Source organism: Methylobacter arcticus (assembly GCF_050917435.1).
GTDB lineage: Bacteria > Pseudomonadota > Gammaproteobacteria > Methylococcales > Methylomonadaceae > Methylobacter_A > Methylobacter_A titanis.
The window spans coordinates 3,437,563-3,457,007 of sequence record NZ_CP159583.1; the positions used below are offsets into that span (position 1 = coordinate 3,437,563).

The window sequence follows — 19,445 nt, forward strand, 5'->3', positions numbered from 1 at the left end:
CCCATTGATCTCCGTATTCTGTTATCATTCACATTCGTTAATTAATAATATTACTTAACAAAAATAAATAAAAAAATTGAATTTTACCGGCAAATTCCCTATGCTTTCCGGGTTTAACTTTTTAATCGAACTGTTTTTCTTCCAGAAGAAACCGCAGTTCTTTTTTTATCACCAAGAGAGGTCAATATGAAAAAAACATTAGCTACATTAGCCGGTATTGCTTTAATCACGTTAAGTGGACAAGTATTTGCCGACGAATCCAGTGATATCGGCAAGAAAATTTATGATCGCGCTTTCGGTCGCGGTTGCGGCACTTGCCACGATATTGCTTCAAACCCACAGTTATCGGCTTTAATTAAAGCCGGCTCACTGGACAGAGCACAATTTGAAACCGTTCTTAAAGAAGGCAAAGGCGGCATGCCAAAAGCTATCGCTGAGATCATGAAAAATCCAGCCGTTGTTAAAGCCGGATACGGCGAAGATCAAGCTGTTGATGCTTTGTACAAATATCTGGGCGGCAATTAATCCCGGATCGACAAACACAAAAAAAGCCGCCCCAATTATATATTGGGGCGGCTTTTTTTTGTGCCCAAAAAACCGATAACCGAAAATTAATCCTTACCCAAATAACTTGTTTTTGTTTCTTTATAAGGCAAGCGATTATGATTTTTAATCCAGATACCCGCAACTGCCGCCAGCATCAACCCGCAAGAAGCAATAGTCAAATAGATCAGCTGTTTTAATTGGGACATTTCCTGTATTAGCTGCTCATTAGAAATGACAACCTTCCCTTTCTTGGCAGGTTCTGTATAAGAACGCAGAGCTTTAAGGTCGCTTTTCAAATCTTCTATGGTGCTTATAGAACTGGACACAGAACCTATCCGAATACTCTGTTCCAACGCGTTTAATTTACTTTCAATTGAACCGCTGACCAATCCGACCAACTGGCCTTTCAGGGCGTTAACTTCCGCTGACAATACGGGATTCATCTCGGCCGCATAGGTCTCGGTAGCCGTAGCATTTTTATAACGATTTATAAAGCTATCGGTTGGGACCAATAAAAAGCCCGCTATCAAAACAACAGCCATCAAGGAACAGACTATAGTCAGCAACAGCCGGTTAACTTTCATTAATGCATGATGCGAAGGTATACGTTGCAGAATCCTAGAGGCATTGCCGTGCAAGGTCTCTACGTCTGAATTTATCTTATCTATATCGCTCATTAACTACTTCCCCTCGCACCAGGAACCTATGGCAACCGACCTGATCGAACAATTATTATTCACAACAAAGTATATAGCTTGTCTCACTACCTGACTCGGGATTATACAAGTTTACTGCTCAAATCCTGCATTTTATTTAAACGCTGTGGACGCGAATTTATTCGCGCGGTAGATTAAAAAGCGCGAATAAATTCGCGCCCACACCATATAGTAATGACCCTACCTACAACATTAACTTAAGCGCTTCGCAGCGGCTATTCTCATTCTCAGCGCATTCAATTTAATAAAGCCCTCAGCATCCTTTTGATTATAGGCGCCGCCATCATCTTCAAAGGTTGCAATACTTTCGTCAAACAGACTATCGGTATCGGAAGCACGACCGACTACGACAACATTACCCTTATAAAGCTTAAGCCTGACCTTGCCGTTAACGTTCGCCTGAGACGCATTGATCATAGTTTGCATCATTTCTCGCTCAGGACTCCACCAATAACCGTTATAGATTAAAGAAGCATAGCGCGGCATCAGTTCATCCTTTAAATGCGCCACTTCCCTATCCAATGTTAATGATTCAATCGCACGATGCGCCTTGAGCATTATGGTACCGGCCGGGGTTTCATAACAGCCGCGTGATTTCATGCCGACATAGCGATTTTCCACAATGTCCAAGCGGCCGATACCATTAGTGCCGCCAACTTTATTTAATTGTTCCAGAACGGTCGCAGGCGTGCAAGCCACATCATCAATAGCGATAATATCGCCTTGACGGTAAGTCAGCTCAATGTAAGTCGCTTGATCAGGAGCGGCTTCAGGTGAAGTCGTCCAACGCCACATGTCCTCTTCAGGCTCCGCCCAAGGATCTTCCAGAACCCGGCCTTCATAAGAAATATGCAGTAAATTGGCATCCATAGAATAAGGCGAGGTTTTACCTTTTTTCATTTCTACCGGAATATTATGTTTTTCAGCATAAGCCAGCAATGTTTGCCGGGAGGTTAAATCCCATTCCCGCCAAGGGGCAATAACATGGATGTCAGGGCGCAATGCGTAAGCGCCCAGCTCAAAACGCACTTGGTCGTTACCCTTACCGGTTGCGCCGTGTGAAATAGCATTCGCACCGGTTTCATTGGCAATTTCAATCAGCCGTTTGGCGATTAAAGGACGGGCAATCGAGGTGCCCAGCAAATATTCGCCTTCGTAAACCGTATTGGCACGGAACATCGGAAAAACATAATCACGCGCAAAATCTTCACGCAAATCTTCGATGTAAATATCTTTAATACCCATCGCTTGGGCTTTGGCTCGCGCCGGCTCTACTTCTTCGCCCTGACCCAAATCGGCGGTAAAGGTAACAACCTCACAAGCATACACATCCTGTAACCACTTAAGAATAACGGAAGTATCCAAACCTCCAGAATAAGCCAAGACAACTTTATTGATTTCTGACATAACGCCTATACCCTGAGTTAAAAATGCTGCAAATTATACCGGAAAATAGATGTTTTCGACAGTAACGTATCGTGCTGAAAGTAATGTCCGCGAACAGATACCGAGACTTATGATGACCACCAAGTTAAGCAAACGGTCTGCTTATCAATGATAATTTACCCTAATTTAAGGCAAATATTTACCTAAAAAATCCAGACTCATATTGGGTTTTAAAGACGATTATTCAAATTTCATTATCATCTGCTTCCGTGGAATAACGGCACCCGATGCTAACTGGGATAATTAGCGTCCTCCAGCGCCGATAACTCGGCCAGGGTATTAATGTTGCTGAATATTTCCGGCTCCCGACTAAAATCGACCTTCACAAAGTTCTGCTGCACCAGCCAAGCCGCCACTTTACGTTGGTCGCCAGCCAAATAATCTTGCAGACTGCCTTGTAATGCAGTCTTTACCGCAAAAAAAACCGGGTGTATCCTTAGCCCATCAAAGGCGACCGCAACATCGGCATTATTTTCGGCGCGGGTTGATAACAACTTTTGCAGATGTTCCGTTTTAATTAACGGCGAGTCGCAAGGCAAGACCAACAGAATATCGGCATCAGCATGAATCATAGCCGTTAATACGCCAGCCAAAGGACCGTCAAAACTGTCGGTTTGATCGCTAATAACCGGACATCCAAATTGCCGGTATTGATCGATATTCCGATTGGCATTGATGAACACATAATCGACAACGGGAGCTAACGCGGCTAGCGCATAACTCACCATAGAACGACCTTTAAACTTCATCAGACCTTTATCCCGGTTATTCATGCGCCGGGCACGACCACCGGCAAGAATCACGCCGGCTACTTTTGTTTGATTGCTCATAATGGTAAGCTTTGAATAGGTTGGGTTGCGGGTAGACTATTCTCGCAAGCTTGTTACTTAATGCAAGCGATGCATGAAGTGGCGTTGGTTATTAAACGGTTCTTATACCGACAACCACAGAGCCGTTGCTCCGTTTGGATCGCAACCTTTTTCACTTTACTGACTTATGCGAATAAAAAATCATCCATGAAAATTAAACACACACCCTTCATATTAAGCCTTACGTTAGTCACCCTCATTTCAGGTTGTGCCACCGCGCCGGAAAAACCGACAGAATCCGCTGAACCTGCGCCATTCGTCAGCGACTACCCTACCCGAGACCGCGTTGACTATGTCTTAAATTGCGTTGCACAACACGGCGGCCTGACCTATATCAGCCAGTACGCCTGCGGTTGTAAAATCGACAAAATCGCTGAAAAACTGAGTTTTGCCGACTACGAAGCCGCGAAAACCTTCTCTTATTTAAGCAAAGGTCAGACCGGCGATGCCGCTGCGGCTATGCGCGATCCGACTCAATCCAAAGACTTAAGAAAACGGCTTAAAGACGCAGAACAAGTTGCTGAAAAAAATTGTTTTGTGAAATAAAAAAGCAATTATCCAAGAGTGACTTCGGTCACTCTTACTGATTTTTAGCAAAAAAATACCATTGAATATAGACCGATAAACAAACAGTCTATTACCCAAAAGCAGACAACTCATTTTAAAGCACCCTATTTAAAAAATATTCATTATAAATAGACACATAACCGACAGCGCTAAACACCTACATTTTTTGTCTATTTTATAGCATTTTTACAGCCAAAATATCTTGTGCTATGCTATCGGACACTTCTAAATACGCAGCAGTCAGGAATAACTGTTGTTTTAATCCGGACGGATTCACCCTATTTTGAGATGATCATGACAGAATCAGGCACCACGCAACCCACCGTGCAAGAAATAATCGCCACACTTAAAGACAAGCCCGGCGCACTTTTACCTATTCTGCATGGCATACAAGATACACTGGGTTATATCCCGGCCGACTGCGTACCGGATATCGCCGCAGGACTAAGCCTTTCTCGCGCCGAAGTACACGGCGTGATCAGCTTTTACCACTATTTCAGAGACACGCCGCCGGGCAAACAAACTATTCATCTGTGCCGGGCAGAATCCTGTCAAGCGATGGGCGCAAAACAGCTTGAAGAGCATGTTAAAAGCAAACTAGGCATTGGTTTTCATGAAACCACCGCCGACGGCAAATTCTCTCTGGAACCCGTGTACTGTTTAGGCAATTGCGCCTGTTCACCGGCCATGCAAATCGGCAAGGAAATTTACGGGCGCGTGACAGCGGACAGCTTTGATGCAACCATCACGACTACAGAGGCATCAGCATGAGTATCACTATTTATGTGCCATGCGATTCCAGCGCCGTTTCATTGGGTGCTGATCGCGTTGCCACCGCTATCGCCAAAGAAGCGGCAACGCGCGGTCTCGACATTAAACTCGTTCGTAACGGTTCAAGAGGCATGTTCTGGCTGGAACCGCTGGTTGAAGTGGCAACCGACAAAGGACGCGTGGCCTACGGCCCCGTTCAACCCGGCGACGTGTCCGGCTTGTTTGATGCCGACTTCACCCAAGGTGCCGCACATACGTTATCCTTAGGCCTGACTGAAGAACTTGATTACTTTAAGAAACAGCAGCGCTTGACCTTTGCCCGAATCGGCAAAACCGACCCTGTCAGCCTAACGGATTATCTTGAAAATGACGGCTATCGCGGCTTGAAAAATGCGCTAGCCATGAGCCAGGAAGAAATCGTCCAAGCGGTAACCGATTCCGGTTTACGCGGTCGCGGCGGCGCAGCCTTCCCAACCGGCATTAAATGGAAAACGGTACTCAACACCGCATCAGCGCAAAAATATATTATCTGTAATGCCGATGAAGGCGATTCCGGCACCTTTTCCGACCGCATGATCATGGAAGACGACCCGTTCGTGTTAATCGAAGGCATGACCATTGCCGGGCTAGCCGTCGATGCCACCCAAGGTTATATCTACCTGCGCATAGAATACCCTCACGCTTGCGAAGTGCTCAATGCCGCCATTGCCACCGCTTACAAAGAAGGTTACCTGGGCGACAACATTCAAGGCAGCGGCAAAAGGTTTGACCTGGAAGTCAGACTGGGCGCAGGCGCTTATGTCTGCGGCGAAGAAACCTCATTAATGGAAAGCCTTGAGGGCAAACGCGGCCTGGTACGGTTTAAACCGCCTTTGCCAGCCATCAGCGGTTTGTTCGGTCAACCGACCGTGGTCAACAATGTTATTTCCCTGGCTTCGGTGCCGATTATTCTGGATAAAGGCGGCGACTATTACCGCGATTTCGGCATAGGACGCTCGCGCGGCACTTTACCGGTGCAACTGGCAGGCAACATCAAGCGCCCCGGCTTGGTCGAACTCAGCTTCGGCTTAACCCTGCGCGAATTACTTTACGATTTCGGCGGCGGCTCAGCTTCCGGCAGGCCGATTAAGGCAGTCCAGGTAGGCGGCCCGCTCGGCGCTTATCTGCCGGAAGCGCAATTTGACACTGTATTGGATTACGAAGCCTTTGCCGCCATCTGGGCGGTAGTGGGGCACGGCGGCATAGTCGTTTTTGACGACACGGTCAATATGGCCGAAATGGCGCGCTATAGCATGGAATTTTGCAAAATCGAATCCTGCGGCAAATGTACGCCTTGCCGCATCGGTTCCACCCGTGGCGTAGAAGTCATGGACGACATTATTAACGGTCGCAACCTCGATAAAAACATCCCCTTGTTACGTGATCTTTGCGACACCTTACTCAACGGCTCCCTCTGTGCATTAGGCGGTATGACGCCCTACCCTGTACTGAGCGCTTTAAATCATTTTCCTGAAGATTTCGGGATAAATGCAAAAGCTACCGCCGCCTGATAATGATTTAGAGGAGATTACAATGTCGATGAATAAAGAAAAAGATTTTGGCACACCAGCCAGCACCAGCGAAAAGATGGTCACGCTGGAAATTGATGGTTTTCAAGTCACCGCGCCAGCAGGCACCTCAGTCATGCGTGCGGCGGCAAGCATAGGCATTGAGATACCCAAATTATGCGCAACGGACAGCATTGAACCCTTCGGTTCCTGTCGGCTTTGCGTGGTGCAAATAGAAGGCGGACGAGGTATGCCCGCTTCATGCACGACGCCGGTCGCGGACGGTTTAAAAATCACCACCCAGAATAAAAAACTGGCCGATGTGCGTCGCGGCATCATGGAACTGTATATTTCCGATCACCCGCTGGACTGCTTGACCTGTTCGGCCAATGGCGACTGCGAACTGCAAGACATGGCTGGCGCGGTAGGTTTGCGCGAAGTGCGTTACAACCCGATAGAAACCCATCTAAACGCGGTTAAAGACGAAAGCAACCCCTATTTCAGCTTCGATCCCAGCAAATGCATCGTTTGCTCGCGTTGCGTCAGAGCCTGCGAAGAAACCCAAGGCACGTTTGCCTTAACCATTGACGGCCGAGGTTTTGATTCCAAAGTATCGCCCAGCCAGAATCAGGATTTTATGGATTCGGAATGCGTTTCCTGCGGCGCGTGCGTACAAGCCTGTCCAACCGCAACCTTGATGGAAAAATCGGTTATCGATAACGGTCTGCCGGAACATGCAATCGTGACAACCTGCGCTTATTGCGGCGTCGGCTGTTCATTCCGGGCGGAAATGAAAGGCGAACAAGTCATCCGCATGGTGCCCAACAAAGACGGCAAAGCCAATCACGGCCATTCCTGCGTAAAAGGCCGTTTTGCGTTCGGTTATGCCACGCATAAAGATCGCATCACCAAGCCGATGATCCGCGCCAGCATTAAAGATGCATGGCAAGAAGTCAGCTGGGAAGAGGCTATCAGCCATGCCGCGTCGGAATTAAAACGCATCCAGGCAAAATACGGCAAGGACTCTATCGGCGGCATCACTTCTTCTCGTTGCACCAACGAAGAAGTCTACATCATGCAAAAACTGATACGCGCCGGTTTCGGTAATAATAATGTCGATACCTGCGCTCGGGTTTGCCATTCGCCTACCGGTTACGGCTTGAAACAAACCTTTGGCGAATCATCCGGCACCCAAGATTTCGACTCGGTCATGAAAGCCGATGTAATTTTGATTATCGGCGCCAATCCAACCGACGGCCATCCGGTATTCGGCTCTCAAATGAAAAAACGCCTGCGTCAGGGCGCCAAACTGATCGTGGTTGATCCGCGTGAAATCGACCTGATCAAAGCTCCGCATGTTAAAGCCAGCCATCATCTAAAGCTGCGTCCCAGTACCAATGTCGCCTTGATCAATGCCCTCGGGCATGTCATTGTTACCGAAAGCCTGCTTGACGAAGCCTTTGTCAATGAACGTTGCGATGTCGCCTCTTTTGCCAAATGGAAAACCTTTATTGCCCAGGAACATAATTCACCGGAAGCCAGCGAGTCCATTACCGGCGTCCCCGCCGCTGAACTTAGAGCGGCCGCACGACTTTATGCTACCGCAGGTAATGGCGCGATTTATTACGGTTTAGGCGTAACCGAACACAGCCAAGGCTCCACCATGGTCATCGGCATTGCCAATCTGGCCATGGCGACCGGCAACCTGGGTCATGACGGTGCCGGCGTGAATCCGTTACGCGGACAAAATAACGTACAAGGCTCTTGCGACATGGGTTCATTTCCGCATGAATTTCCCGGTTATCGCCATGTATCCGATCCTGAAACCCACCAACTGTTTGAAAAAGCCTGGAATGCCGAATTGAATGCAGAACCCGGCTTGCGTATCCCCAACATGTTTGATGCGGCACTAGACAAAAGTTTTATGGGACTGTACTGCGAGGGTGAGGATATTGCCCAATCCGACCCGGACATTAAACACGTTCATGCCGCCTTACGCGCCATGGAATGCGTCATTGTTCAGGATATATTCCTCAATGAAACCGCCAAATTTGCCCACGTTTTCTTCCCAGGCTCGTCTTTCCTGGAAAAGAACGGCACCTTTACCAACGCCGAACGCCGTATCTCGCCGGTGCGTAAAGTCATGTCGCCATTGGCCGACTATCAAGACTGGGAAGTTACGCAAATGCTATCGAATGCGATGGGCTACCCAATGAATTACAGTCATCCGTCAGAAATCATGGATGAGATAGCACAGCTTACGCCTAGTTTTGCCGGTGTCAGTTATGAAAAGATTGACCGTCTCGGCAGCATACAATGGCCTTGTAATGATGAAGCGCCGGAAGGCACACCGATTATGCATACCGAGCATTTCCTGCGCGATAACGGCAAGGGCTTGTTTATGCTGACCGAATTCGTGCAAACGGCAGAACGCGTAACCGGCAAATATCCTTTAATTCTGACCACCGGACGTATTTTGTCGCAATACAATGTCGGCGCGCAAACACGCCGCACCGAAAATGTCGCCTGGCATTCGGAAGATCGCCTGGAAATTCATCCGCACGATGCCGAAGATCGTGGCATCAACACCGGCGACTGGGTAGGCATTAAAAGTCGTGCCGGCGAGACCGTATTGCGCGCCTTGGTCAGCGATCGCGTACAACCTGGCGTTGTCTACACCACGTTCCATTTTCCTGAATCCGGTGCCAACGTGATCACCACCGACAACTCCGATTGGGCGACCAACTGCCCGGAATACAAAGTGACGGCTGTGCAAATTACTAAAGTCAGTCAGACTTCGGAATGGCAACAGGAATACAGCGCATTTTCAGAAAAACAACTTGATCTTCTGGAGCAGGGAATAAGCCATGACTAACGGCAGTGCCGCTACGCTGCCGCTATCGTTAGAATTAGGCTGGCCCAGTTATCAACAAATCACCGTTGATCGCTGGCGAGGGGGGCAGCATGAACAGTTGCAAGACACTATTGCCGAAGAAGTGCCTATTTCCCTGATTTACAATGGGGTGCCGCATGTCGTCATGCTGGCAACCCCAACCAATCTTGAAGAATTTGCGCTGGGTTTTAGCATTACCGAAGGCATTATTAAAAACCCGCAAGAATTATTATCGGCGCGGATTTATAACCGCTCGAACGGCATCGAAGTCCAGCTAAAAATCCCGGATCAGCGTTTTCAAGGTCTGGCAGACAAAGGCCGTAATTTAACCGGTCGTACCGGTTGCGGTCTATGCGGCGCGAGTACCTTAAAACAAGCTATCCGCCAACCCTGCCCGGTTAACGGGAATCTGACCCTGCCTGCTGCGGAACTGCGTTCCGCCTTAACAAGCATAAAACAGCACCAGAAACTAAACCAGCTAACCGGAGCAGTTCATGCGGCTGCCTGGGCCGTTCCCGGACAGGGGATTTTAGATATAAGGGAAGATGTAGGACGGCATAATGCACTGGACAAATTAATTGGTTTTTTATTGCGCACCGGCAAAGATTTATCTGCCGGTTTTGTCATCGTTACCAGCCGCGCCAGTTATGAAATGGTACAAAAAACCGCGTGGGTCGGCATTACGCTGCTTGCGGCCATTTCCGCACCGACCGGCTTAGCCATACGCTTGGCTGATGAGGCAGGCCTCACCTTAATCGGTTTTGCCCGTGATGATCAGCATGTGGTTTATACCCATCCGCAACGCTTAACCCATAACAATTAACTGTGTAATTAACGATGAAAATAGAACCACTTATCAAAATGGCCAACGATATAGGCAATTTCTTTAACGCAGAAACCGACAAAGAAATCGCAGCGGAAGGCATAAAAAACCATATTTTAAGATCATGGGATCCTAGAATGCGTAAAGCGATTATTGCCTACTGCCAAGAAGACGGCTCTGAATTAAGCAGTCTGGTTAAAACAGCCGTAACCAAGCTTGCCGCTTAGCATCATCGTTTCAACGCCAGCGTTAAACTCCGGCCACGGCATTTTCTGGAGTCCAAAGCTGGCTTTTGTCGCTTCAATCTTTGCCTCTATCGGCAAATTCTTTACCACTACAGCAATGCCATTACGGTCGACGTGCACAACTAAACCGATTCTCCCAGTAGCGGTTTTTAAGGCTGGACACCAACACCCTGCCGGTGCGCTGGCTAGGCGCATGAATAAAATTATTATTACTGACATAAATACCGACATGCGAGAACGGCTTGCCGTTGGTATTAAAAAAAAGCAGGTCGCCTGGATGAAGATCATTTTTTGGAACTTGGGTCAGCGCCGCCGATTGAGCTATCTTTTGAGTCGTACGTGGCAACGCTATACCCTGACGCCCATACACATGCTGCACAAACCCGCTGCAATCGAAACCTTCCTCGGGTGAACTTTTGCCGTAGCGATAAGGCACCCCCTGCAAGCTCAACGCATAACTGACCATAGGCGAATAATTCGCAATAGGCTTTATTTCCGGAACGCTAGCGCAACCGGCAAACAAAACTATCGCGCTGAGTAAAACCCATCGGATAAAAAAATAGTGTTTGTTTTTAGCGATGTACGCATTCAATTTATTAACCCCTTAACAATTCGCTATAACTTGATGTTCAAGTTTTTAATTCTTGATTTTATAGAACCCCACAAAATCAAGCCTTGTAGCCATAAGCGCTACTAGGCAATATTTGAGGCCATTGACGGAAATACCTTGATTTATCTGGGTTAACTTCAGTCAAGTTAAAAAAACTTGAACATCGAGCATAAGGATAGGCTATTACATGCTAAATGGCTATATGCACTCCTCCTTCCCTAAACAACCTACTTCTTGAACGGCATAGGGGGCAGCTTTAAGCTGCGCCCCTGCCACACCACCTGGCATGCGGGTCCGCACCAGGCGGTTCGAGAAGTTGAGGTCATGTGAGTTTCGGAATGCCAATGCTGTCAAAATAGCTCACCGTGAGGACTTTGTTCAAGGCAGAGCCACTGTGACTCCACCATCGACCACCACCACCCGCTGTTTGCAGGGCCAACTCGTGTGACGCGCCAAGCTTTCGTAGCCCACGATAGATTGTGGTGCCAGTCCGCCAGTGCTTCAGTTGAATCGCCCTGAGTCGATGTCGCAGCCAAGAGTCCAAATCTTTGAACGTCGTTGGCGTTTGCGCCAGTCGGAAGTAGGCCTTCCAGCCGGGCATATACGCTTGCAGTTGTTCAGCCACTTGAGCCATGCTTTGTCCACCCACCCGGCGTGTGATGAGCCTGATGCGTTGCTTAAACGTGTCGAGCGCCTTGGGTGCCACAGCAATTTTGACCGTATCGCCTGACCACCGCCGAAGGCAGTAGCCAAGGAACTTGCGCCCAAATACCGGACCCACCTCGGTTTTCTTCTCGTTCACCCGAAGGTGCAGCCTCTCATACAGGTTCCTCAGAAAGCGAAGCACCCGCTCGCCGGCTTTCTGACTGTGCAGGTAAACATTGCAGTCATCGGCATATCGGGCGAATCGATGTCCCCGTTTCTCCAAAGCCTTATCCACTTCATCGAGCAACACGTTGGCCAGAAGCGGCGACAGCGGCCCGCCTTGTGGCGTCCCCTGTTCTCGCTCCATCACCATACCCTTGGCCATGATCCCGGCTTGTAGATACCGCCTGATCAGCCGTAGAACGGCCTTGTCGGCAATACGTTTGGCAAGCCTGTCCATGAGGATGTCGTGATTAACCAGATCAAAGAATCTCTCTAAATCCACATCGACCACAACCCGGTAGCCTTCTTGCGCGTATTGCTGTGCTTTGAGCACTGCATCATGCGCACTTCGGCCAGGTCGAAAGCCATAGCTGGACTCTGAAAAAGTCGGATCGATCAGCGGCTGCAAGACTTGCAGCAAGCCCTGTTGGATCAGTCTATCGACAACCGTCGGTATCCCCAACTCCCGCGTACCACCTGCCGGTTTTGGAATTTCCACGCGCCGCACGGCTTGAGGCCTATACGTCCCGTTTAAAAGCTCTGACCGGATTCGTGGCCAATGGGTCTTGAGGAATTCCGGAGTCTGCCCGATAGTCAGTCCATCGACACCAGCACTTCCCTTGTTGGCTTTGACGCGTTTCCACGCCGCAGCCATGTTCTCACGCGAGAGAGCCTGAGCAAGCAAGTCCTCCCGCCCCAAGCCTTCTTGTTTATGAAACGCCGGACGTGTTTCATCGCGTGCCGCATCGGCTTGGGCTTCACCCTTGCCGGTCACGACCCGCTCCGGTTTCCCGGACTTCTGATGCAGTACATTTCCAAGATTCATAACTTTTCAGCTCTCCTTCTCGTTTGGCCCTTCGCTGGTCACCCAGCTACTATGGCCTCTGCTGACTTCTCGTCCCGGCTTACGCCGTCGCCCTTTCAGGCGTAAAACGAGATCTCCCCAGGTAAGAACGTGATCCTTCCCCGCACAACCGCCAGATCTACGCCACCTCTCATTGACCACAAAAGCTTCGCAGTAATGTGCCTGCTCGCCTTGATTGGACGCGCCTCATATCTGATTTTTGTTCATCGGCTCACGGTTTCTTTCCACGCTTCCTTCCCACGCTCAGTCACCTTTGCGCAGTTGCGCTTCCATTCGCTCGCTGTGGTCAGCTCACGGGAGGACTTTCACCTCCGAGATCGCGCCCATGCTGGGCGCACACATCCTCCCCGACCTAAAGGACGGGGATTCCTACCGCTAGACGCTTATGCCCAAGCGCGAGAATGTTCATAGCCGCATTCATATCTCTATCATGCGTCGTGCCACACTCGGCACACGTCCATTCTCTTATTCCAAGTCCCGCTCTACCTTTCGGACTACTGGCGCTTATGCAGCCGCAGCACGAACAGGCTTGGGTAGTGTACGACTCGTTGACTTCTATAAACACGCCTTGCGTCGCTATCGACTTATATTCAAGTTGTGTTTTCAGCATCGCCCAGCCTGCATCTAAAACGGACTTTACCATTTTAGTTTTCGCAAGGCCGGACGCGCTGACGTTGCCGACGACGATTAAACTGTTTTCTTTAACTACTTTGTTGCTGAATTTATGGATTGCATCCTTGCGTCGATGCTTAATCTTGGCGTGAATCGCCTTAATGCGCTTTTTATCCTTAGCCCGTTGCGCCATACCCATCTTTGACTCTAAATTCCGGTAGCAGCCTTGGCGCTCCAAAGTATCGCCATTGGAACAGGTGACGGTGGTTTTTAAGCCAAAATCAATGCCTATTTGACCGCCTGCCGCTGGCCTTATGTCAACGTCAACATGAACGACAATATTGAAATACCAGCGACCGCGTGAATCTTGGCTAAAACAGCCGGAACGAAGATCAAACTGACTTAATCCGTAACTATCCCATACCTTGAAATAAAGCCCCGCGTATCTGATTTGACCGTTAACCCATTTGGCCGCGCCGGACTTGAACGGAACCCAACCTAATGCGCGTCTGGCTCCACCAGAGCAGCGCCAATTAAGCTTGTTTTTCTTGAATTGCTTTCTGGCTTTTGCATGAACGGCAATAACTTCTTGAACCGCCGTCGAGTCGATGATCATGCCGCGCTCTTTGCGGATACCTTTCAAGTCTTTCATCAACTCAAACGCCGAGGTGCCACAGTTGATGTGGCCGACTTCCGGCACGAACACCCACGAAAACTCAGCCGAATACGCATTAGCATCATTCCATACTTGATTCACATCAAACGCCATACGGTTCAAAACACGGGCGTGTTTATCGCGAACTCTGACTGCTAAGGTTTTAATGATAGGTTTCATAGCACCCAATGGTACCTCATTCATTTTATGGCTAAACAGCTTAAGCGGTTTCACATTCGGATGATACCCGAACTATTCTCAATATGACATGACCAAGGCCAGCAAAGATCCATTTCAATCGCTAAGTGGATAACATTGGCATTAACGCAATGGCTGCAAACAAAATAGATCAACAGCATCCTTACATCCCCCACCTGAAGGAAGGGGCTTTACGGACTCTTTGGTAACATTTTGCAATGCAATCTGATAAATTAATATTATCCGATAATCCGAGCGGTTTTGCTTTGCTGCTACAAAATCTCAACATATTCATAAGAAAATTCCTTGCAAAGCAAGCCAGGGTCTAACGAACAACAGCAACAGGCCCGCCACACCGCAAGCACCGATAACCGGAATAACACCCGCCTTGTAACGGAACAATGCCAGCAAGGCACTCGCCCCAACCAACGCGGCAATGCCGTCGAAACTCCCTTCGAAACCTTGCGGCCAGAAGACATGATAAGCAAAAAATACCGCAAGGTTGAGAATCACGCCCACCACGGCAGCGGTAATCGCCGACAACGGCGCGGTGAATGTTAAGTTGCCGCGAGTGGACTCCACCAAAGGGCCGCCCGCCAGGATAAACAGGAAGCTGGGCAGGAAGGTGAAATAAGTGACTACGACCGCCGCGACCACGCCAGCCGTTAATAACCCATCGGAACCGAAAGGCAACTGACTCCAGCCTCCCAGAAATCCGACGAAAGTGACGATCATAATCAGCGGACCAGGCGTGGTTTCGCCCAGCGCCAGACCGTCGATCATTTGCGCGGCAGTCAGCCAGTGGTAATGCTCCACCGCACCCTGATACACATAAGGCAACACCGCATAGGCACCGCCGAAAGTCAGCAGCGCCGCCTTGGTGAAAAACCAGCCCATTTGCGTTAGCGCACCGTTCCAGCCGTAGTGTCCACACAAGAATCCCATCATGCCGCCCCACAATATCAACCCTGCCGCTACGATTTTAAGCAAGTGCGTCCAACGAAAACGGGCATGCTCGGGGATGGGCGTATCGTCATCGATCAGCGCGGGGCCGTAGCTTTTTTTGGCCGAGCCATGACCTCCGCCAACAGCAAATTTATCAGGGACGATGCGCCCGCCGACAGCTCCGAGACAGGCTGCAATCAATACGATCAACGGAAACGGCGCGTGCAATACGAAAATAGCGACAAAGGCCAATGCCGCCAAAGTCCACAGCAGGCCGTTTTTTAAAGCCCGCGAGCCGATGCGATACGCCGCGAACAGCACGATGGCAGTGACGGCGGGCTTGATACCGTAAAGCACACCGGCCACCGCCGGAACCTGGCCGAAGCGCAGATAAATCCAGCTTAGCAGGATCAACAGGAACAGCGACGGCAGAATAAACAAAAGCCCGGCGACCACGCCGCCCCAGGTGCGGTGCATCAGCCAGCCGAGATAAACCGCGAGTTGCTGCGCTTCAGGCCCCGGCAATAACATGCAGTAATTCAACGCATGCAGAAAACGCTTTTCGGAAATCCAGCGCCGCCGCTCGACCAGTTCCTGATGCATAATGGCGATTTGCCCGGCAGGCCCGCCGAAGCTGATAAAGCCAAGTTTGAGCCAGAAGCGGAAGGCTGTGCTAAAGCTGACGGGTTGTGGTTGTTCCATGGGGTTTCCCTTCGATCAGGTTTGTACTCCGGTTAATGGAGATTAAGCTCTTTAGCCGCAACCAGCAACTCGTCGATAAAGTGCTGCGTGTACACAGGCAGGTAATTGTTTTTCAGATAGGCGATCTTGGTTTTTGAACGGGGAATAAGATGCGATAAATCCCGCACAACCAGATCATGATCCATGACCGAATCATATGCCATGCCGGCAATAATGCCGACCCCCATCCCCAAACGAACGTAGGTCTTGATCACGTCGGTATCGGCGGCAGCCAGGATAATATCCAGCTCCATATCGGTGTTTTTTAATGCGGTCTCGATATTTGAGCGTCCGGTAAAACCGAAGCTGTAAGTGAGTATCGGATAAGAAGCTAGCCGCTCAAGAGAAATTTCACCCTCACTCAGCGGATGATTTTTCGGCACCACCACCGCATGATGCCATTCGTAGCAGGGCTTGACGATCAAACCGGCATCTTCGCCGACTTTTTCGGTGCAAATCGCAATATCCGCTTTGCGGCTATGCAGTTTATTAATCAGCTGTTCGGGCGACGCTTCCACCATATAAATCCTGACGCCCGGATATTTTTCCCTGAAGCGCAGGATAGGTTTCGGTAAAAAATACTTGGCCTGGGTGTGGGTGGTCGCAATGTGCAAAACGCCTTGGTTGCTGTCGATAAAGTCGGCCGCTATGGTCTGGATATTGTTTTTGGCCATGTTAATGGTTGCGACCTCCTCCATGATGCGGCAACCCAAAGAGGTCAAGCCTATCAATCTTTTACCCTGCCGTTCATACAAGGGGGAACCCAGTTCGGCTTCGAAAAGCTGCAATTGCCGACTGACCGCCGATTGCACGATATGCATTTTTTCCGCCGCTTTTGAAAGGCTGAAATCATTTTCCTGAAGAACGCGAAGCAATTCAATTTGGCTTAAATTCATTGTTGGGGATGTTTCCTTGTCTAAAATATCCGGTAAAAAAATTTACCACGGAGAACACGAAGGACACGGAGAAAACAACCGCATTAATTCGATGCATTAAAACCTTTGTGTTCTCGGCAACTGCTCCTGCGTTGCTCCACCTCCTGCATAATCCACAGGGATGTGGTGAATGCAGATATTGCGTAACGCCATGGATGGCGTGTAGTAGAGCAACGCAGGAGCAGTTGCCGAGGAGCAAATATCTGTCCTTGCAGTCGTCCGTGTTCTTCGTGGTTATTCTTGTGTTATTCGTGGTTATTCTTGTGTTATTTTAAAATTTTTAACCTGACATGGCTATTTATGCATCCAGGCCACTGGCAATAAAAATAGCACTAGGCTATTCAAACTCACGTCCTCTTGCTTGGCTCACACCGCTAATTGCGCATGGATCGACTAGGCACTTGCCGTACAAATTTACCCGATGATTGCGCAATTTTACCGTCAAGACCAGTACTACGCCTAATGAAACCAATGCGCGTGGCGTATCCGCAGCTCAACCTTGTCGCCTCTATTCAGCTGCAAGCGTCTGAACTGGTCATTGGGCATTTCTGCATAAACGCTCGCAGCCTGTCCATTCGCGCCGCTCTTGACCAACTCAATGCGGATCAGGGAGCCCAAATGCTGCCAGTCTTTCAGGGTTACAAAGGTATCGGTACCGGCAGTCGACTTTTCAATGACAATATCATGCGGGCGCACATGGGCAATTTTGCCTTTTTGCTGCGCGGCGGATAAGCCGGCTGTTTGCAGCCAATCGGCATCATGTTCATCCAGATCGAAAACATTGGTTTGTCCGATAAATCGGGACACGAACGCATTGGCCGGATGATCGTAAATATCGCCGGGCGCGCCTTGCTGCTCAATGCGGCCATGATTGAGCACCACCACCTGACTGGCGACTTCCATGGCTTCTTCCTGATCATGGGTGACAAAAATGCTGGTGACATTCAGGTCGTGATGCAGGTTGCGCAGCCATTGGCGCAAGTCCTTGCGCACACTGGCATCCAGCGCGCCGAACGGTTCATCCAGCAATAACACCGAGGGTTCCACGGCCAAGGCGCGAGCCAGAGCGATACGCTGGCGCTGGCCGCCGGAGAGCTGGTCGGGATAGCGGTCGTGCAGCCAGTCAAGTTGCACCAGCTCCAGCAGTGCATGGACTTTTTTTGCAATCACTTCATTGCTTAGCCGTTCGCGGCGCGGCTTGACCTTTAAGCCGAACGCCACATTATCAAACACGGTCATATGCCGGAACAGCGCGTAATGCTGGAACACAAAACCGATTTGGCGGCTTTTAACCGGTTTATCGGTAACCTTGTCGCCTTTCAAAAAAACATCGCCCTGGTCGGCTTGTTCGAGACCGGCAATGATGCGCAGCAAGGTGGTTTTACCGCAGCCCGAAGGCCCCAGTAAGGCAACCAATTCGCCTTCGGGAATGTCGAGGCTGATATTGTCCAGCGCGGTAAAGGCGCCGAAATGTTTGCTGATATGGTTTACGCTAATGCTCATGATGGGTTCCTGATATAAATCTTTAAATACGCGAATTCAAAAAAATTATCCTCGAAAAACACGAAAGAAAATGTATACCAAAGTAAGCTCTTTAGCCGCCACAAAGTTTCATTCTTCGTGTTCTCCGTGCTCTTCGTGGTGATAAGTTTTTTCTTGGCTTTGGTGATTTTGGTGGCTTCTATTTTTACCGGCCACTAAAATTTAATGCACTTCAACCGCCTGCCGGGTCGCTTTTAATTCCTGGTTTTGCTTCCATTCCAGGACGGCCTTAAACACCAACGTCACCACGGCCAAGGCGGCGAGTACCGACGCACCGGCGAAGGAACCGACGAAATCGTATTCGTTGTAACTGACTTCGACATGCAGCGGCAGCGTATTGGTGAGTCCGCGGATATGCCCGGATACCACCGAGACCGCACCGAATTCGCCCATCGCTCTGGCGTTGCACAACAGCACGCCGTTCAGCAGGCCCCATTTGACGTTCGGCATCGTGACTTTGAAAAAAGTTTGCCAGCCGCTGGCACCCAGCGATAAAGCCGCCTCCTCTTCTTCATGGCCGATTTCCTGCATCAGCGGAATCAGTTCCCGGGCAACGAACGGAAAGGTCACAAACAAGGTCGCCAGAATAATGCCCGGCACGGCGAAAATGATCTTGATGTCATGCGCCGAAAACCAGGGCCCCAGCCAACCCTGAGCGCCGAAAATCAGCACATAGACCAAACCGGCAATGACCGGGGACACTGAAAACGGCAGATCAATCAGGGTAATCAACAGGCTTTTGCCGCGAAAGTCAAAACGGGCTATCGCCCAAGCGGCGGACACGCCAAACACGGTGGTCAGCGGCACGGTGACTACGGCAACCAACAGGGTCAAGCGCATCGCTGCCAGCGCGTCGGGATGCGTCAGGCTGGCACTGTAGGCCGTCCAGCCTTTAGCAAAGGCTTCAATGAGTACGGTCAGCAGCGGCAACAACAAAAACAAGCCGATAACGCCCAAGGTGGCTACGATCAAGGCATAGCGCACCCAGTCGGGGTCGGACAGCGTCAGTTTTTTTGAGGCCAGAAAAGAGGTAGCGGAAATGGCATTCATCA

At 49.8% G+C, this 19,445-nt stretch carries 17 protein-coding genes; 7 read left to right on the top strand and 10 right to left on the bottom strand.

Annotation, left to right across the window (positions count from 1 at the left end):
• The first annotated feature begins 186 nt into the window (after window positions 1–186).
• The gene (locus ABXJ76_RS16360) at window positions 187–525 is read left to right on the top strand and encodes a cytochrome c (protein ID WP_432742039.1); all 339 of its coding nucleotides are present in this window, start codon (window positions 187–189) and stop codon (window positions 523–525) included.
• Window positions 526–611: 86 nt separating this feature from the next.
• Here the strand turns inward: ABXJ76_RS16360 and ABXJ76_RS16365 are convergent, their stop codons facing one another.
• The 3 genes from ABXJ76_RS16365 to mobA all read right to left on the bottom strand — a co-directional run bounded on the left by ABXJ76_RS16365 (window position 612) and on the right by mobA (window position 3,538).
• Window positions 612–1,223: a hypothetical protein gene (locus ABXJ76_RS16365; protein ID WP_432742041.1), complete on the bottom strand. Its 612-nt coding sequence runs from the start codon at window positions 1,221–1,223 to the stop codon at window positions 612–614.
• Window positions 1,224–1,454: 231 nt separating this feature from the next.
• Window positions 1,455–2,669, bottom strand: a complete 1,215-nt coding sequence (locus tag ABXJ76_RS16370) for an argininosuccinate synthase (protein WP_432742043.1) — start codon at window positions 2,667–2,669, stop codon at window positions 1,455–1,457.
• A 269-nt stretch (window positions 2,670–2,938) separates the two neighbouring features.
• Window positions 2,939–3,538 carry a molybdenum cofactor guanylyltransferase MobA gene (gene mobA / locus ABXJ76_RS16375; protein ID WP_432742045.1) on the bottom strand — a complete coding sequence of 200 codons (600 nt, stop codon included), beginning with the start codon at window positions 3,536–3,538 and terminating at the stop codon, window positions 2,939–2,941.
• Between the two features lie 186 nt (window positions 3,539–3,724).
• Here mobA and ABXJ76_RS16380 point away from each other — a divergent pair, with 186 nt between their 5' ends.
• The 6 genes from ABXJ76_RS16380 to ABXJ76_RS16405 all read left to right on the top strand — a co-directional run bounded on the left by ABXJ76_RS16380 (window position 3,725) and on the right by ABXJ76_RS16405 (window position 10,405).
• Window positions 3,725–4,123, top strand: coding sequence for a hypothetical protein (locus ABXJ76_RS16380; RefSeq protein WP_432742047.1), 399 nt, complete (start codon window positions 3,725–3,727; stop codon window positions 4,121–4,123).
• A gap of 315 nt (window positions 4,124–4,438) precedes the next feature.
• Window positions 4,439–4,915 (top strand): formate dehydrogenase subunit gamma, encoded by a 477-nt coding sequence (locus ABXJ76_RS16385; RefSeq protein ID WP_432742049.1) that lies wholly within the window; start codon window positions 4,439–4,441, stop codon window positions 4,913–4,915.
• Window positions 4,912–6,465, top strand: a complete 1,554-nt coding sequence (locus tag ABXJ76_RS16390) for a formate dehydrogenase beta subunit (protein WP_432742051.1) — start codon at window positions 4,912–4,914, stop codon at window positions 6,463–6,465. The genes ABXJ76_RS16385 and ABXJ76_RS16390 overlap by 4 nt, the downstream gene beginning before the upstream one ends.
• Window positions 6,466–6,487: 22 nt before the next feature.
• Window positions 6,488–9,337: a formate dehydrogenase subunit alpha gene (gene fdhF / locus ABXJ76_RS16395; RefSeq protein WP_432742052.1), complete on the top strand. Its 2,850-nt coding sequence runs from the start codon at window positions 6,488–6,490 to the stop codon at window positions 9,335–9,337.
• The gene (gene fdhD / locus ABXJ76_RS16400; RefSeq protein WP_432742054.1) at window positions 9,330–10,178 is read left to right on the top strand and encodes a formate dehydrogenase accessory sulfurtransferase FdhD; all 849 of its coding nucleotides are present in this window, start codon (window positions 9,330–9,332) and stop codon (window positions 10,176–10,178) included. Before fdhF ends, fdhD begins: the two co-directional genes overlap by 8 nt.
• 14 nt (window positions 10,179–10,192) lie before the next feature.
• Window positions 10,193–10,405, top strand: a complete 213-nt coding sequence (locus ABXJ76_RS16405; RefSeq protein ID WP_432742056.1) for a formate dehydrogenase subunit delta — start codon at window positions 10,193–10,195, stop codon at window positions 10,403–10,405.
• Window positions 10,406–10,526: 121 nt separating this feature from the next.
• Here the strand turns inward: ABXJ76_RS16405 and ABXJ76_RS16410 are convergent, their stop codons facing one another.
• The 7 genes from ABXJ76_RS16410 to cysW form a co-directional block, all read right to left on the bottom strand.
• Window positions 10,527–11,015 carry a C40 family peptidase gene (locus tag ABXJ76_RS16410; RefSeq protein ID WP_432742058.1) on the bottom strand — a complete coding sequence of 163 codons (489 nt, stop codon included), beginning with the start codon at window positions 11,013–11,015 and terminating at the stop codon, window positions 10,527–10,529.
• Between the two features lie 340 nt (window positions 11,016–11,355).
• Window positions 11,356–12,726 (bottom strand): group II intron reverse transcriptase/maturase, encoded by a 1,371-nt coding sequence (gene ltrA / locus ABXJ76_RS16415; protein ID WP_432741898.1) that lies wholly within the window; start codon window positions 12,724–12,726, stop codon window positions 11,356–11,358.
• A gap of 391 nt (window positions 12,727–13,117) precedes the next feature.
• Entirely contained in the window at window positions 13,118–14,212 is a 1,095-nt protein-coding gene (locus ABXJ76_RS16420; protein WP_432742059.1) for an RNA-guided endonuclease InsQ/TnpB family protein, read from the bottom strand.
• Between the two features lie 309 nt (window positions 14,213–14,521).
• Window positions 14,522–15,877 carry a chromate efflux transporter gene (gene chrA / locus ABXJ76_RS16425; protein WP_432742061.1) on the bottom strand — a complete coding sequence of 452 codons (1,356 nt, stop codon included), beginning with the start codon at window positions 15,875–15,877 and terminating at the stop codon, window positions 14,522–14,524.
• A 32-nt stretch (window positions 15,878–15,909) separates the two neighbouring features.
• On the bottom strand, window positions 15,910–16,812 hold the full coding sequence (locus ABXJ76_RS16430; protein ID WP_432742062.1) for a LysR substrate-binding domain-containing protein: 903 nt from the start codon (window positions 16,810–16,812) through the stop codon (window positions 15,910–15,912).
• Window positions 16,813–17,310: 498 nt separating this feature from the next.
• Complete coding sequence (locus tag ABXJ76_RS16435; RefSeq protein WP_432742064.1) at window positions 17,311–18,354, bottom strand: sulfate/molybdate ABC transporter ATP-binding protein; 1,044 nt, start codon at window positions 18,352–18,354, stop codon at window positions 17,311–17,313.
• 201 nt (window positions 18,355–18,555) lie between these two features.
• Complete coding sequence (gene cysW, locus ABXJ76_RS16440) at window positions 18,556–19,443, bottom strand: sulfate ABC transporter permease subunit CysW (RefSeq protein WP_432742066.1); 888 nt, start codon at window positions 19,441–19,443, stop codon at window positions 18,556–18,558.
• Window positions 19,444–19,445 lie beyond the last annotated feature (2 nt).

What these genes read in the sequence shown, in the direction of transcription:
- fdhF (WP_432742052.1), top strand. Translation starts at nt 6,488, where the DNA reads ATGTCGATGAATAAAGAAAAAGATTTTGGCACACCAGCCAGCACCAGC.
- ABXJ76_RS16420 (WP_432742059.1), bottom strand. Translation starts at nt 14,212, where the DNA reads ATGAAACCTATCATTAAAACCTTAGCAGTCAGAGTTCGCGATAAACAC.
- ABXJ76_RS16405 (WP_432742056.1), top strand. Translation starts at nt 10,193, where the DNA reads ATGAAAATAGAACCACTTATCAAAATGGCCAACGATATAGGCAATTTC.
- mobA (WP_432742045.1), bottom strand. Translation starts at nt 3,538, where the DNA reads ATGAGCAATCAAACAAAAGTAGCCGGCGTGATTCTTGCCGGTGGTCGT.
- chrA (WP_432742061.1), bottom strand. Translation starts at nt 15,877, where the DNA reads ATGGAACAACCACAACCCGTCAGCTTTAGCACAGCCTTCCGCTTCTGG.
- ABXJ76_RS16385 (WP_432742049.1), top strand. Translation starts at nt 4,439, where the DNA reads ATGACAGAATCAGGCACCACGCAACCCACCGTGCAAGAAATAATCGCC.
- fdhD (WP_432742054.1), top strand. Translation starts at nt 9,330, where the DNA reads ATGACTAACGGCAGTGCCGCTACGCTGCCGCTATCGTTAGAATTAGGC.
- ABXJ76_RS16390 (WP_432742051.1), top strand. Translation starts at nt 4,912, where the DNA reads ATGAGTATCACTATTTATGTGCCATGCGATTCCAGCGCCGTTTCATTG.
- ABXJ76_RS16380 (WP_432742047.1), top strand. Translation starts at nt 3,725, where the DNA reads ATGAAAATTAAACACACACCCTTCATATTAAGCCTTACGTTAGTCACC.
- ABXJ76_RS16370 (WP_432742043.1), bottom strand. Translation starts at nt 2,669, where the DNA reads ATGTCAGAAATCAATAAAGTTGTCTTGGCTTATTCTGGAGGTTTGGAT.
- ABXJ76_RS16435 (WP_432742064.1), bottom strand. Translation starts at nt 18,354, where the DNA reads ATGAGCATTAGCGTAAACCATATCAGCAAACATTTCGGCGCCTTTACC.
- ABXJ76_RS16365 (WP_432742041.1), bottom strand. Translation starts at nt 1,223, where the DNA reads ATGAGCGATATAGATAAGATAAATTCAGACGTAGAGACCTTGCACGGC.
- cysW (WP_432742066.1), bottom strand. Translation starts at nt 19,443, where the DNA reads ATGAATGCCATTTCCGCTACCTCTTTTCTGGCCTCAAAAAAACTGACG.
- ABXJ76_RS16430 (WP_432742062.1), bottom strand. Translation starts at nt 16,812, where the DNA reads ATGAATTTAAGCCAAATTGAATTGCTTCGCGTTCTTCAGGAAAATGAT.
- ltrA (WP_432741898.1), bottom strand. Translation starts at nt 12,726, where the DNA reads ATGAATCTTGGAAATGTACTGCATCAGAAGTCCGGGAAACCGGAGCGG.
- ABXJ76_RS16360 (WP_432742039.1), top strand. Translation starts at nt 187, where the DNA reads ATGAAAAAAACATTAGCTACATTAGCCGGTATTGCTTTAATCACGTTA.